Genomic DNA, 13,512 nt, shown 5'->3' with positions numbered 1-13,512 from the left:
GACCTTTACGCGGCCGGTGATTCCGCCGAGGCCGCGCCAGGAGAAGCCTGTGCGGGCGCCCCCATCCTTGGCAGCAGCGGCACCATCCGGTCCCACCGTCCGATCTCGCATCCGTTGCTCCGGTCGAACGTGGCGTCCACCGGCCGCCCGGCCCAGGTGCCGGTGACGCGGGCGGTGGCGGGGCCGCCGTGGAGCATGGTGCAGGTGCTCCCGGGAGTCACCGGGGCGAAGGCGTCCCGCCCCCACCGCGTGTGCGAGTCCAGCACCCGGCAGGCCCCGGCCACATCCGGATGCCGCCCGCCCGCCGGATGACAGAACACCTCGTACGTCCCGCCCCGCCCACCGCCGGCATGCCGCACGACCACGGTGAGGTGATCACCGCTTGCCTCGGTGGCGGCGGGTACGACAGCGACGGCGGGTACGACAGGTACGGCGACGGCGGGTACGGCAGGCACGACGACCAGCGGCGACACACCGGCGGCAACCGCCACCCGGACACGCCGCGACATGACGGACAGCACAGGGACCATGCCCTGCCCAACGCGCCCACCGCCCGGACGTTGCGCCACCGGCCCACGGCCCGACCCCTCACGCCCCGCCGGGCGAAGCCCTTTGCCCTGCGGGCCTGGTGCCTAGTACCGTGGGGGGCGATTGGTGACACCGCGCTCGGCTGTGTCATCATCTGCAACGCACCAGTCGCGCGCTCGCGCGAGTGGCTGTGCTGGAGGCGTCGCCTAGTCCGGTCTATGGCGCCGCACTGCTAATGCGGTTTGGGCCTTAAAGCCCATCGAGGGTTCAAATCCCTCCGCCTCCGCACCTCACGAGAAGCCCCGGTCCCCGGACCGGGGCTTCGTCGTTCTCCCCCTCGATCGGCGTTTGTGCAGGTCACAAGGGGTGTGCGAATCGGATTTCACATGGCGGCGGCAGTCATGTAATGTTCTTCCTGTCGCCGCGAGCGGGCCGGAAGGCCAAGGAAGCGAAGACAAAAACAAGAAAACAAGCACTCGTAGCTTAACGGATAGAGCATCTGACTACGGATCAGAAGGTTGCAGGTTCGAATCCTGCCGAGTGCGCACAGAGCAGAGGCCCCGGAGTGATCCGGGGCCTCTGGCATTTCACCGGGGAGGAACAGCAGTCGCCTCCGTGTGGCACGATCCACCGCGTGGAGTGGGTGACTCTCATCGGGACGGTACTGGGAGCGGTGCTCGGGGTCGGGGCGACGTTGGCCGGTGAGCATCTGCGGTGGCGTCGGACCGTCAGGGACAACAGGCTGCAGGACCGTCGGTCCCTCTACGCGGACTGCTTGGTCAGTCTTCGCCGGGCGCACGAGGCCATGCGGCTGGCCGCCGACGAGGACCATGCGGATCCGCGGAGCAGGGCCGCCAGGATCAGGCTGGCCTTCCAGGCGTCAGGGTGTGACGAGGCACGGGAACGACTCGTGCTGACGGCGGCCACTGAGGTGACGGAGGCGATAGACGCGTCGTACCACTCGCTGCGCGAGGTCCGCGAGACGCTCGCTGCCGGACACACGCTCGTCTCCGACGAGTACCACGCCGCCCGACAGGCTCACGGGGACGCCACCCGGGCAGCCCGTGTGGTCCTGCGCCAGGACCTGGCCACCTTCGAACTCTGACCCGTTGCCCCGTTGCCCCGTTGCCGTACGGCAGCCGGCAGCGGCTCCGCTTCACGGCCCCGCATCCGCCGGTGCACGAAATACCGGGCCCCGGACGCCCAGGAGGCCGGGTGGGTTCTGCCACAGGGCTGTCCGGTTTGCTCGTTCCCAGTGCGCGGTGGCCCGGGACTGTGCCCATTGGGCCACGGCCACCGGGACCAGCATGAGGGGTGGCATCACCTCGTGCGAGATCAGACCGATGAGCATCATGCAGCAGGCCGTCGCGCCCACGAATCCGGCTGTGTGGCGTAGCGACAGTCGTCGTGCCCGGTGCCGGCCCGCGCCCGGATCGCCGGCGCTCTCGATCCGCGCGGCATGCTCGTACGTGCGGCGAAGGCGGGCCGGGAGGCGGGAGCGCATGAGGAGCAGCGCCAGGGACACGACGGCGACCGCACCTACTCCCACCAGGAGGGACTCCGGGCGGAAGGCCGGGGCCAGCAGAGCCAGCAGCGACCCTTCGGACAGCAGGACGCCCACGCCGATCATCAGCGCGCACGTCTGCTGGAAGTAGACGACCCTGATCAGCCCGGGTCTGGCGTCCTTGGACATGCTCCCAGCTCTCTGCCCGGACACCCGCACGGGCATGGATGATCCAACGCTGTGCGGAACGCCGGGTCAACCCACCGCGTGTCAGGACATCGCCAAGAATCTTCGGTCCAGCGGCAGCGGAGTCAGCAGTCCTCGGTCGCGTCGTTCCTGTTGAGTTTCTCCAGGTATTCGTGGGCCAGGGACGTGGCTCGGGTGAACCAGTCGGTGATCGTGGCCAGTTCCTCGGGGGAGTAGTCGGCGAAGAGGGCCGTGAGGCGTTGGTAGTGGCCGGCGTAGACCGCCTCGACGCGGGTCACCGCGGCCGGTACGGCGGCCACGCGGACGCGGCGGCGGTCGGTGGGGTCGGGGCGGCGGGTGACGTAGCCCGCGCGTTCGAGGCGGTTGAGGATGCCGGTCACCGCGCCGGTGGTGACGTGGGCGCGCGCGGCCAGGTCACCCGCCGTGAGCAGGTCGTCCCCCGCCTCCAGGACGAAGCCGAAGCAGGTGAGGTCCGTGACGTTCAGGCCCAGCCGCCGGGCCAGTTCCTGCTGGCCGATCAGGTGGGCGGCGATGAGGTGGTCCATCGCCGACAGTGCCTGTGCCGGGGTGGCGGGCGGGCGGGGCGTGCCGTCCATCTTTCGATTTTCCTTAGTTCGTGAGATGTTGGTGTCGTCGAATTCTTAGTTCGTGAGGGATTAGTTCCGAGGGTGGCTTCATGAGTCTGTACGACGAGGGTCACACGATCGCCGGCTGGACCGGCGCCGGCATCGCCACCGCGGGGAGCGCGGTGGTGGGGTGGGGGGTGTGTGCCGGCTCCCTGCCGGGCGTCGTGGCCGGGCTGGTGGTCGTGGGGGTGAGTGTGCTGGTGACCTGGGTCCTCCACCTGGCCGGCTGGGGCAAGCCGCCGGGGGTGCGGCCGCGGGAGCAGTGGGGGATGCGCCTGCGGGACGCGAGTGCCCGGGCGGGACATCCCGGGTGCGTCTCGTGCCGGCTCGCGGGGCGGGGGGCCGGGAGGGAGACCGGGAAGGGCGTGGCTCCCGGCGTCGCCGCCGTGCCCGCCGAAGCCGGGGGCGACTCCCGGTCCCTCGCCTCCGTCGAGTGATGGTGCGCAGGTCGGCGGGCACTGTCAGTGCCACCGCCTAGTCTCGCGAGTGATGGCACGGACGTGGAGATGCTCGGGACTGCGCTGGACCCCGCAGGGGCCTGTGCTGGTCTGGGACGGGGGGCGGCGTAGTGCGTTGTCGTGGGGGAAGCGGGTCGCGTTCGCAGTCGCCGGGGACTCGGTCCGCAGGTGCCTGGGGGCGCGGGGGCATGCCTGTCCGGTGCGGGCCGTGGTGCCGGGGCGGAGTACGGGGGCCCGGTGCGAGGAGTGCGCGCGGCTGGACCGGGCGCACTCCGTGGCGGCCGACACGATCGCCGACGACCCCCGGCCGTACCGCGTCTATCTGGCCTGGTTCGGGCCCGGCATGGTCAAGGTCGGCATCACGGCGGCCGAGCGCGGCTCGGCCCGGCTGCTGGAGCAGGGCGCCGTCTGCTTCAGCTGGCTCGGCACCGGCCCGCTGATGGCCGCCCGGCGCACCGAGGAGCTGCTGCGGGCCGCCCTCCGGGTGCCGGACCGGATTCCGTACGCCGAGAAGCGGGCGGTGCGGGCGGCGCTGCCGGGGTCGGCGCGGGAACGGGCCGCCGAGGTCCGCGCGTGGCATGCCCGGGCCGTCGTCCTGGACGCGTGGCCCGAGTCGTTGGTGCGGGAACCGTGCCAACCCGTCGATCACGCCGAGCAGTTCGGGATCGAAGGTGCGGCCGGTGTCGTGGGGGACGTCGTCGAGCTCGTGGCGGGTGGGGAGGTGAGCGGGGAGCTGGTCGCCGCCGCGGGGCCGGATCTGCATCTGGCGGTCGCCGGGCGGGGCGTCGTGGTGCTGGACACGCGGCTGATGACCGGGTGGGGGCTGATGCCGCTGCCGGCGTCGGCCGGCTCGTTCACCGTTCCCGTACGGGAGTTGAGGAGGGAGCAGGAAGGGCTGTTCTGAGTCACCGATGCGCGGTGCCCGGCGTTCCCAGGTGTTGCCTGAGAAGAGCCTGTGTGTTTCTCAGGGAAATCACAGATTCTGAAAAGCCTCTTCTCAGAGGACCCCGACAAGGTGTCCACCATGACCACGACCTCGCCCCAGGGGCGCACCGAACTGCTGAGGCCGGACGGGAGCCCCGTCCGAGTGCTTGTGGTGGACGACGAGCTGTCGATCACCGAACTGCTGAGCATGGCTCTTCGTTACGAGGGCTGGCAGATCAGGAGCGCGGGTGACGGACAGGGGGCCGTCCGGACGGCCCGCGAGTTCCGGCCCGACGCCGTCGTGCTCGACATGATGCTGCCCGACATGGACGGGCTCACCGTCCTCGGGCGGCTGCGCCGCGAGCTGCCCGATGTGCCCGTCCTCTTCCTGACCGCGAAGGACGCGGTGGAGGACCGTATCGCCGGGCTCACCGCCGGCGGCGACGACTACGTCACCAAGCCGTTCAGCCTGGAGGAGGTCGTCGCTCGGCTGCGCGGGCTCATCCGGCGGTCCGGGGCCGCCGACCGGCGGTCGGAGTCCGTGCTCGTCGTCGGTGACCTCACCCTGGACGAGGACAGCCACGAGGTCTCGCGGGCCGGGGAGTCCATCCACCTCACCGCCACCGAGTTCGAGTTGCTGCGGTTCCTGATGCGCAATCCGCGGCGCGTGCTCAGCAAGGCGCAGATCCTGGACCGGGTCTGGTCGTACGACTTCGGCGGGCAGGCCAACGTCGTCGAGCTGTACATCTCGTACCTGCGGCGGAAGATCGACGCCGGGCGGGAGCCGATGATCCACACCCGGCGTGGGGCCGGTTACCTGATCAAGCCCGCTGTGTCATGAGCGGGCGACGACGGCCGCGTCCGCAGAAGCGACGAGCAGGGCAGCCGCGCACCCTGCGGACCCGGCTCGTCGTCGCGTCGGTGGTGCTGATCGCGGTGGTCTGCGCGGTGATCGGCACCGTGACGACACTGGCCCTGCGGTCGCATCTGTACCAGCAGCTGAACGGCCAGTTGGACGAGATCGCCGCCCGCGCGTCCGGCTCCTTCGGGCCGCCGGGCCGGCAGCCCGTGGGCGGCACGGCACCGGGCGGGCAGAAGCCCAGGGCCCACCCCCCGACGCTCAGCGACTTCGTCACCAAGGGCGGCCCGCAGCCCTCGGGCACCATCGCGGCCAAGGTGGAGAACGGCGTCGTCACCGGCGCCATGCGGGGCGTGAAGTCCACCAGCGACTTCTCGATGCAGCCGAAGCCGCTGGCCAAGGCGCAACGCGCGGCCCTCGCCGCCGTCCCGCGGAGCGAGGGAGGGCAGTACACCGTCGACATCCCGGGCGCGGGCCGGTACCGGGTCGAGTACAAGAGCGGTGACAACGGCTCCTACTACGTCGCCGTCCCGACCGCCCCCGTCGACAGCACGATCAACACCCTGATCATCGCGGAGGTCAGCGTCACCGCCGCCGGTCTCGCGGCCGCCGTCATCGCCGGGTACGTGCTCGTCGGCCTCGCCACCCGCCCCCTGCGCAAGGTCGCCGCCACCGCCACCCGGGTCTCCGAACTCCCCCTGCACACCGGCGAGGTGAACCTCAGCGAGCGGGTGCCGGAGTCGGAGTGCGACCCGCACACCGAGGTCGGGCAGGTCGGTGCCGCGCTCAACCGGATGCTCGACCATGTGCACGGCGCCCTGCACGCCCGGCAGCAGAGCGAGATGCGGGTACGGCAGTTCGTGGCCGACGCCAGTCATGAGCTGCGCACCCCGCTCGCCTCCATCCGTGGCTACGCCGAGCTCACCAGACGCGGACGCGAGCAGGTCGGGCCCGACACCCGGCACGCGCTCGGGCGGATCGAGTCCGAGGCCGGACGGATGACCCTGCTCGTGGAGGACCTGCTGCTGCTCGCCCGGCTCGACGCCGGTCGGCCGCTGCAGTTCGAGCAGACCGACCTCGTCCCCCTGGTCGTGGACACCATCAGCGACGCCCGCGCGGCCGGCATGGACCACACCTGGCGTCTCGAACTGCCGGACGAACCCGCGCTCGTGTCCGCGGACGCCGCCCGGCTGCAGCAGGTCCTCGTCAACCTCCTCGGCAACGCCCGCAAGCACACCCCGCCCGGCACGACCGTCACCGCGCGCGTGCAGCGGCGCGGGCCGTGGATGTGCGTCGACGTGGAGGACAACGGGCAGGGCATCCCGGCCGAGCTGCTCCCGCACGTCTTCGAGCGGTTCGCCCGGGGTGACTCGGCGCGCTCCCGCGCCACCGGGTCCACCGGGCTCGGCCTGGCCATCGTGCAGGCCGTCGCCGCCGCGCACGGTGGTGCGGTGACCGTGGACAGCGTGCCGGGGCGGACGGTGTTCACCGTGCATCTGCCGGCCCTCACCGCTGCCGTGCCGCAGCCGGACCCGTCGAGCGACTGGCAGTCGCACTCACAGGCACAGCACAGCACCACCACATCGGTGCAACAGGGCGCTTGAGCAAAGTCGGTTCCATGCGAACCGACTCTTCTCCCGGCACCCTGCCGGCGCGGGAGCACCTCCCGGCCGCAGCCGCCGGAACGCCTGTCCTGGACGTAGTGATCCCCGTCTACAACGAGGAGAAGGACCTCCAGCCGTGCGTCCGCAGACTGCACGAGCACCTCACGCGCACCTTCCCGTACGCGTTCCGCATCACCGTCGCGGACAACGCCTCCACGGACACCACCCCGCTGGTGGCGGCGCGGCTGGAGGCGGAGATCCCCGAGGTCACCACCTTCCGCCTGGAGCAGAAGGGCCGCGGGCGCGCCCTGCGGACCGTGTGGTCCGCCTCCGACGCGCCGATCCTCGCGTACATGGACGTCGACCTGTCCACCGACCTCAACGCCCTGCTGCCGCTGGTGGCGCCGCTGATCTCGGGCCACTCGGACCTGGCGATCGGCTCCCGGCTCGCCCGCAGCTCCCGGGTCGTGCGCGGCCCCAAGCGGGAGTTCATCAGCCGGGCCTACAACCTGATCCTGCGCGGCTCGCTCCAGGCCCGCTTCTCGGACGCCCAGTGCGGTTTCAAGGCCATCCGGCGGGACGTGGCACAGGTGCTGCTGCCCCTCGTCGAGGACACCGGGTGGTTCTTCGACACCGAGATGCTGGTGCTCGCCGAACGGGCGGGGCTGCGCATCCACGAGGTGCCCGTCGACTGGGTCGACGACCCCGACTCGACCGTGCACATCGTGAAGACGGCCACCGACGACCTCAAGGGCGTCTGGCGCATCGGCAGGGCCCTGGCCACCGGTTCGCTGCCGCTGGACCGGCTCACCCGACCCTTCGGTGACGACCCGCGCGACCGCGAGATCCAGGACGTGCCCAAGGGGCTGGCCCGCCAGCTCGTCGGGTTCTGCGTGGTCGGCGGCCTGTCCACCCTCTTCTACCTGCTGCTCTACAGCGCCTTCCGGCAGTTCTCCGGCTCCCAGATCGCCAACGCGCTCGCCCTGCTCGTCTCGGCGGTCGCCAACACCGCCGCCAACCGCCGGCTCACCTTCGGGGTGCGCGGCCGGGGCGGCGCCGTACGCCACCAGGCGCAGGGGCTGGTCGTCTTCGGCATCGGGCTCGCCCTGACCAGCGGCTCGCTGGCCGCCCTGAACGCGGCCACCGGCGACCCGGCGCACTCCACCGAACTGGCGGTGCTCATCGCCGCCAACCTCGCGGCGACCGTGCTGCGGTTCCTGCTCTTTCGCGCGTGGGTGTTCCCGGACCGGGACGAGTCCTGGCCCCGCGACCGCTCGACGGCGGTGGCCGCCTCACACAGCCCGTCCTCGCCGACGTACCGCACGACGGCCCCGTACGCACCGCTCCCGCACCAGCGACAGCGCCACGAGCAGTCGTACGAGCAGCAGTCGTACGAGTGCTCCTACGGGGGCACGCACCCGCACCCGTACCAGACCACCCAGGTCCGCGCCGGTGAAGCCGCGGACGGCACCTGGAGGGACGCCACCATGCGCCTGCAGCCGGTGCGCCCTCACGACACCGAACCGGGGGAGCCCCGATGACCACCCACTACGACCGGTCGACGCAGCAGGACGCCACGAGCATCTGGGGGCCGCCGCCCACCGCTCCCCCGCGGGCACCCGAGTCGGGCGAGCCCCGCCGGCCCGCCGGCCGCAGACTGTGGCGCGGGCGGCCCGAGGACCCCCGCTGGGTACGCCCGGCCTTCCTCGGCCTGCTGGCCGCCACCCTGCTCCTCTACCTGTACGACCTCAGCGCCTCCGGCTACGCCAACTCCTTCTACTCGGCGGCCGTGCAGGCGGGCAGCACGTCCTGGAAGGCGTTCTTCTTCGGCTCGCTGGACGCGGGCAACGCCATCACCGTCGACAAGCCGCCGGCCTCGCTGTGGCCGATGGAGCTGTCGGTCCGCGTCTTCGGCCTCAACGCGTGGGCGATTCTCGTGCCCGAGGTGCTGATGGGCGTGGGGGCCGTCGCCGTCGTCCACGCCGCCGTGCGCCGCCGGTTCAGCCCCGCGGCCGGTCTGATCGCGGGTGCGGTGCTCGCGCTCACCCCCGTCGCGGCGCTGATGTTCCGGTTCAACAACCCCGACGCCATGCTGGCGCTGCTGATGTCCGTGGCCTGCTACCTCGTGGTCCGGGCCCTGGAGGACGGCCGGACGAAGTGGCTGGTGTGGGCCGGTGCCGCGATCGGCTTCGCGTTCCTGGCCAAGACGCTGCAGGCGTTCCTGATCCTGCCGGCCCTCGCGTTCGTCTACGCGGTCTGCGCGCCGGTGTCGCTGAAGAAGCGGTTCGGGCAGCTCGCCGCGGCGACGCTGGCCCTGGTCGTCTCCGGTGGCTGGTGGGTCGCGATCGTCGAGCTGTGGCCGGCCTCGTCCCGCCCCTACGTCGGCGGCTCGCAGAACAACAGCTTCCTGGAGCTGACCTTCGGCTACAACGGCCTCGGCCGGCTGAGCGGTGACGAGACCGGCAGCGTCGGTGGTGGCGGCGGTGGCGGTGGCGGCACCGGGATGTGGGGCGAGACCGGCTGGAACCGGATGTTCAACTCCGAGGTCGGCGGCCAGATCTCCTGGCTGCTGCCGGCCGCGCTGATCCTGCTCGCCGCCGGTCTCGTGGCCACGCGCAAGGCGCGCAGGACGTCCGTCACCCGGGCCTCGTTCCTGGTCTGGGGCGGCTCCCTGCTGACGACCATGGCCGTCTTCAGCTACATGGCGGGCATCTTCCACCAGTACTACACCGTGGCTCTCGCCCCTTACGCCGCCGCCGTGATCGGCATGGGCGCCGGGCTGCTGTGGGAGAAGCGGCGCGAGACGTGGGCGTCGATCGCCCTCGCCGCCTCCGTGGTCGCGGCGGCGGCCTGGGGGTACGTGCTGCTCAACCGCACCTCCGACTATCTGCCGTGGCTGAAGTGGCTGGTGCTGGTCGGCGGCCTGGGCGCGGCGCTCGGCCTGGTCTTCGCGGGCCGGATCTCCCGTCAACTGGCCCTCGGCGCCGCGGCGGTGGGTCTCGTGGCCGCGCTGGCCGGACCGACCGCGTACACGCTCAGCACGGTGCAGGAGGGCCACACCGGCTCGATCGTCACGGCGGGTCCGGCGGGCGCGAGCACGATGGGCGGCCGGGGCGGTGGTCCCGGCGGCGGCATGCCGGGGCAGCAGGGGCAGCGCAACGGCACCGGATTCCCGGGCGGCGGCATGCCGGGCCAGAACCAGGGCCAGGGCCAGAACCAGCAGAACGGCAACGGGTTCCCCGGTGGCGGCATGCCGGGCCAGAACGGCAACTCCCAGGGCCGGCAGGGGCAGCAGGGCCAGCAGGGCCGGCAGAACGGCAACGGGTTCCCCGGCGCCGGCCGCGCGGGCGCCGGTGGCATGGGCGGCGCCGGTGGCGTCGGCGGCCTGCTGAACGGCGCGAACGTCAGCTCGGCGGCCAAGGCGCTGCTGGAGAAGGACGCCGGGAAGTACACCTGGGTCGCCGCGTCCATCGGCTCCCAGAACGCCGCGAGCTACCAGCTGGCCACCGGTGACCCGGTGATGGCGATCGGCGGCTTCAACGGCACCGACCCCTCCCCGACGCTCGCGCAGTTCAAGAAGTACGTGGCCGAAGGAAAGATCCACTACTTCATCGCCGGCGGCGGCATGGGCGGCGGCGGCACCAGCGGCACCTCGTCCCGGATCACCTCCTGGGTGGAGAGCACGTTCAAGAAGGTCACGGTCGGCTCGGCCACCTTCTACGACCTGACGCAGCGCAGCAGCTGACGCCCGCTCCGGACACCGGCGCGGACACCGGTCCGTACACCCCCCCCGGATATTCGCTGTACACCGTATAGCCCTCGCTATACGGTGTACAGCATGTCTGCTTCCCCCGGCCTCGAGGCCGCCCCCGCCGGCCATCCCCGGCGCTGGCTGATCCTCGGTGTCATCTGTCTCGCCCAGCTCACCGTGCTGCTGGACAACACCGTGCTGAACGTGGCGATCCCCTCGCTCACCCGCGAGCTGCACGCGGCGACCTCCGACATCCAGTGGATGATCAACGCGTACTCCCTGGTGCAGTCGGGGCTGCTGCTCACCGCGGGCAGCGCCGCCGACCGGTACGGCCGCAAGAAGATGCTGATCACCGGGCTCGCCCTGTTCGGCATCGGCTCACTGGTCGCCGGAGTCGCCGACTCCACCGGCCAGTTGATCGCCGCACGGGCCGGGATGGGCGTCGGCGGAGCGCTGCTGATGACCACCACACTGGCCGTGGCGATGCAGATCTTCGCCCCCGAGGAGCAGCCGAAGGCGATCGGCATCTGGAGCGCGGTCAACGCGCTCGGCTTCGCGACGGGGCCGCTGATCGGGGGGTTCGTGCTGGGCCACTTCTGGTGGGGCGCGATCTTCCTGATCAACATCCCGGTCGCGGTACTGGCCCTGTTCGCGGTCGTGGCCCTCGTACCGGAGTCCAGGCAGCCGCGGGGCGACCGGCCTGACCTGCCCGGCGCGCTGCTGTCCACGGCCGGCATGACCTCCCTGGTCTACGCGATCATCTCCGGCCCCCGGCACGGCTGGACCTCGCCGCGGGTGCTGGTCACGGCGGCCGTGGCGGTGGTGGTGCTCGGGCTCTTCGCGTACTGGGAGAGCAGGGCCGAGGAGCCGATGCTCGACCCGCACTTCTTCCGCGAGCGCCGGTTCACGGGCGCGGTCGCCGGAGCGGTGCTGATCACCTTCGGGATGGGCGGCTCGCTGTTCCTGCTCACCCAGCATCTGCAGTTCGTGCTCGGATACGGGCCGCTGGAGGCCGGGCTGCGCACCGCGCCGCTGGCCCTGGCCGTCGTGGTGCTCAACTTCTCGGGCCTCGCGGCGAAGTGGTCGGCGCGACTGGGGACGCCGGTGTCGATCGCGCTGGGCATGCTGCTGATGTCGCTGGGGCTGGTGTCGATCGCCCGGCTGGACTCCGGCGGCTACGGCGGGACGCTGGCCGGGCTGCTGCTGATCGGCGCGGGGACGGCGGTGGCCACGCCGGCCATGGCCCACGCCATCATGAGCTCGATCCCGCCGGAGAAGGCCGGGGTGGGCGCCGGGATCAACGGCACGCTGGCCGAGTTCGGCAACGGGCTGGGCGTGGCGGTGCTGGGCGCCGTGCTGAGCGCGTCGGTCGCCTCGGGCAGGTCCCTGTCGGCCGGGCTCGGCGCCGGCCAGCTGGTGGGGGCCGCGGCCGTGCTGGCGGGCGGCCTGCTGGCGGCGTTGCTGCTGCGCCGCGCGGAACGGGTCACCGCCTGACGCCGTCCGGCAGCAGGGTCGGTTCACGGGCCGGCGCACGGCAGCACAGACCACCAGGCCCGCTCGTGCGCCGGTAGGGCCTCGCATCCCGCACAGCCCCGCATCCCGGCACGGCCGCGGTTCTGGCATCGTGATCAGGGACCGGAGTGCGAGAGAGGTGTGCCGATGGGCAAGGCAGCCGCGCGGGGCAGTGTCTGGCTGGACGGCAGGGCCCGGCGTGGTGGGCGCAGCGGACAGCCCTCGGGGCTGGACCGGGAGCGCATCACCGCGGTGAGCGTACGGCTGCTGGACGCCGAGGGGCTGGTGAAGTTCTCCATGCGGCGGCTGGCCGGTGAGCTGAACGTCACCGCGATGTCCCTGTACTGGTACGTCGACACCAAGGACGACCTGCTCGAACTCGCCCTGGACGCCGCGTTCGGGGAGCTGCGGCTGCCGGACGCCGAGGAGGACGGGGCCGACTGGCGGGCGCAGCTGCGGGCGCTGGCCACCGAGTACCGGGCGCTGCTGGTGCGCCACCCCTGGCTGTCGCCGCTGGCCGGCCGGTATCTCAACATCGGCCCGAACGCGCTGGCCTTCTCCCGCAGCCTGCAGCGCGTGATCCGCCGCGCCGGGCTGCCCGCGTACCGGGTGACCAGCGCCATCTCGGCCGTGTTCCAGTACGTCTACGGCTACGGCACCCTCGAGGGCCAGTTCCTGTCCCGGATCGCGGACTCGGGCCTCACCGCGGACGCCTTCTACGAACAGGCCATGAGCGAGATCCAGCGCAATCCCCAGGCCGCGGACTACATCCAGGAGTCCAAGGAGATCATGGACGCCCGCGGCGGCGACACCGTCGCCGAGATGATGAACCGCGAGTTCGACTACGCCCTGGACCTCCTGGTGGCCGGGATCGAGGCGATGGTCGAGCGGGGCTGACCGCTACGGCCCCTCCACCAGCCGGGCCGGGAACCCGCCGGTCGCCACCGGTCCCCACCGCTCGGGCGTCAACCGGATGATCGACTTGCCCTGACGGAGCATCGCCTGCCGGTACTCGTCCCAGTCGGGGTGCTCGCCGGCGATGTTGCGGTAGTACTCCACGAGCGGCTCGACCGAGTCGGGGGCGTCGACGACCTCGGCGGTGCCGTCGATCTGCACCCAGGGCCCGTCCCACTCGTCGCTCAGCACGAGGAGGCTGACGCGGGGGTCCCGCTTGGCGTTGCGGGTCTTGGCGCGCTCCGGGTACGTCGAGACGACGATCCGGCCGGAGTCGTCGACCCCGCAGGTCAGCGGGGAGCCCTGGGGGCCGCCGTCGGCGCGCCGGGTGAGCAGGATCGCGCGGTGGCGGGGCCGTACGAAGTTCAGCAGTTCGTCCAGGGAGACACGGGTGTTCGTCGCGATGTTCGGTGCCATGCCCGCAGCCTAGGCCGAGTTCTGCCCCCTCAGCCTGACCCTGTGGGGCTCAGGCTCGGGATGTCGAGGGGGAGACCGGCACGGTCCGGCCGGACGTCACTTCACCGCAATGGAGCAGCTAAAGTGCAGGTGTCGTGTGCTCGCAGTCGGGAATGTGCTGCGGAGCTC

13 protein-coding genes and 2 tRNA genes are annotated in these 13,512 nt (G+C 71.8%); 11 read left to right on the top strand and 4 right to left on the bottom strand.

Features of this window, described 5'->3' with window-relative positions:
- Positions 1-5: 5 nt before the first annotated feature.
- A complete protein-coding gene (locus ACZ404_RS23445; protein WP_468442885.1) occupies positions 6-509 on the bottom strand; it encodes an SSI family serine proteinase inhibitor in 504 nt (167 codons plus the stop codon).
- Positions 510-723: 214 nt separating this feature from the next.
- Between ACZ404_RS23445 and ACZ404_RS23440 the strand changes: the two genes are divergently transcribed.
- The 3 genes from ACZ404_RS23440 to ACZ404_RS23430 all read left to right on the top strand — a co-directional run bounded on the left by ACZ404_RS23440 (position 724) and on the right by ACZ404_RS23430 (position 1,633).
- Positions 724-814: transfer RNA gene (locus tag ACZ404_RS23440), tRNA-Ser, on the top strand.
- Positions 815-1,000: 186 nt separating this feature from the next.
- A tRNA-Arg gene (locus ACZ404_RS23435) sits at positions 1,001-1,073 on the top strand.
- A gap of 89 nt (positions 1,074-1,162) precedes the next feature.
- Positions 1,163-1,633 carry a hypothetical protein gene (locus ACZ404_RS23430; RefSeq protein ID WP_468442883.1) on the top strand — a complete coding sequence of 157 codons (471 nt, stop codon included), beginning with the start codon at positions 1,163-1,165 and terminating at the stop codon, positions 1,631-1,633.
- A 51-nt stretch (positions 1,634-1,684) separates the two neighbouring features.
- Here ACZ404_RS23430 and ACZ404_RS23425 read toward each other — a convergent pair whose 3' ends face one another.
- Complete coding sequence (locus ACZ404_RS23425) at positions 1,685-2,221, bottom strand: hypothetical protein (protein ID WP_468442881.1); 537 nt, start codon at positions 2,219-2,221, stop codon at positions 1,685-1,687.
- A 122-nt stretch (positions 2,222-2,343) separates the two neighbouring features.
- The gene (locus ACZ404_RS23420) at positions 2,344-2,835 is read right to left on the bottom strand and encodes a MarR family transcriptional regulator (protein WP_468442879.1); all 492 of its coding nucleotides are present in this window, start codon (positions 2,833-2,835) and stop codon (positions 2,344-2,346) included.
- An 80-nt stretch (positions 2,836-2,915) separates the two neighbouring features.
- Between ACZ404_RS23420 and ACZ404_RS23415 the strand changes: the two genes are divergently transcribed.
- The 8 genes from ACZ404_RS23415 to ACZ404_RS23380 all read left to right on the top strand — a co-directional run bounded on the left by ACZ404_RS23415 (position 2,916) and on the right by ACZ404_RS23380 (position 12,870).
- Positions 2,916-3,302 (top strand): HGxxPAAW family protein, encoded by a 387-nt coding sequence (locus tag ACZ404_RS23415; RefSeq protein ID WP_468442877.1) that lies wholly within the window; start codon positions 2,916-2,918, stop codon positions 3,300-3,302.
- Between the two features lie 52 nt (positions 3,303-3,354).
- Entirely contained in the window at positions 3,355-4,227 is an 873-nt protein-coding gene (locus tag ACZ404_RS23410) for a DUF2797 domain-containing protein (RefSeq protein WP_468442875.1), read from the top strand.
- A gap of 120 nt (positions 4,228-4,347) precedes the next feature.
- Positions 4,348-5,088: a response regulator transcription factor gene (locus tag ACZ404_RS23405; RefSeq protein ID WP_468442873.1), complete on the top strand. Its 741-nt coding sequence runs from the start codon at positions 4,348-4,350 to the stop codon at positions 5,086-5,088.
- Complete coding sequence (locus ACZ404_RS23400; protein WP_468442871.1) at positions 5,085-6,710, top strand: ATP-binding protein; 1,626 nt, start codon at positions 5,085-5,087, stop codon at positions 6,708-6,710. Before ACZ404_RS23405 ends, ACZ404_RS23400 begins: the two co-directional genes overlap by 4 nt.
- 14 nt (positions 6,711-6,724) lie before the next feature.
- Positions 6,725-8,251, top strand: a complete 1,527-nt coding sequence (locus tag ACZ404_RS23395) for a bifunctional glycosyltransferase family 2/GtrA family protein (RefSeq protein WP_468442869.1) — start codon at positions 6,725-6,727, stop codon at positions 8,249-8,251.
- A complete protein-coding gene (locus ACZ404_RS23390; protein WP_468442867.1) occupies positions 8,248-10,455 on the top strand; it encodes an ArnT family glycosyltransferase in 2,208 nt (735 codons plus the stop codon). The genes ACZ404_RS23395 and ACZ404_RS23390 overlap by 4 nt, the downstream gene beginning before the upstream one ends.
- A 93-nt stretch (positions 10,456-10,548) precedes the next feature.
- Entirely contained in the window at positions 10,549-11,955 is a 1,407-nt protein-coding gene (locus tag ACZ404_RS23385; protein ID WP_468442865.1) for an MFS transporter, read from the top strand.
- A 165-nt stretch (positions 11,956-12,120) separates the two neighbouring features.
- Positions 12,121-12,870, top strand: a complete 750-nt coding sequence (locus ACZ404_RS23380) for a TetR/AcrR family transcriptional regulator (protein ID WP_468442863.1) — start codon at positions 12,121-12,123, stop codon at positions 12,868-12,870.
- 3 nt (positions 12,871-12,873) lie between these two features.
- On the opposite strand, the gene ACZ404_RS23375 is transcribed toward ACZ404_RS23380, so the two are convergent.
- Complete coding sequence (locus ACZ404_RS23375) at positions 12,874-13,344, bottom strand: PPOX class F420-dependent oxidoreductase (RefSeq protein ID WP_468442860.1); 471 nt, start codon at positions 13,342-13,344, stop codon at positions 12,874-12,876.
- Positions 13,345-13,512: the final 168 nt, after the last annotated feature.

It is taken from the genome of Streptomyces sp. NPDC030798 (assembly GCF_055572275.1).
This window is presented reverse-complemented; position numbering and strand designations above follow the sequence as displayed.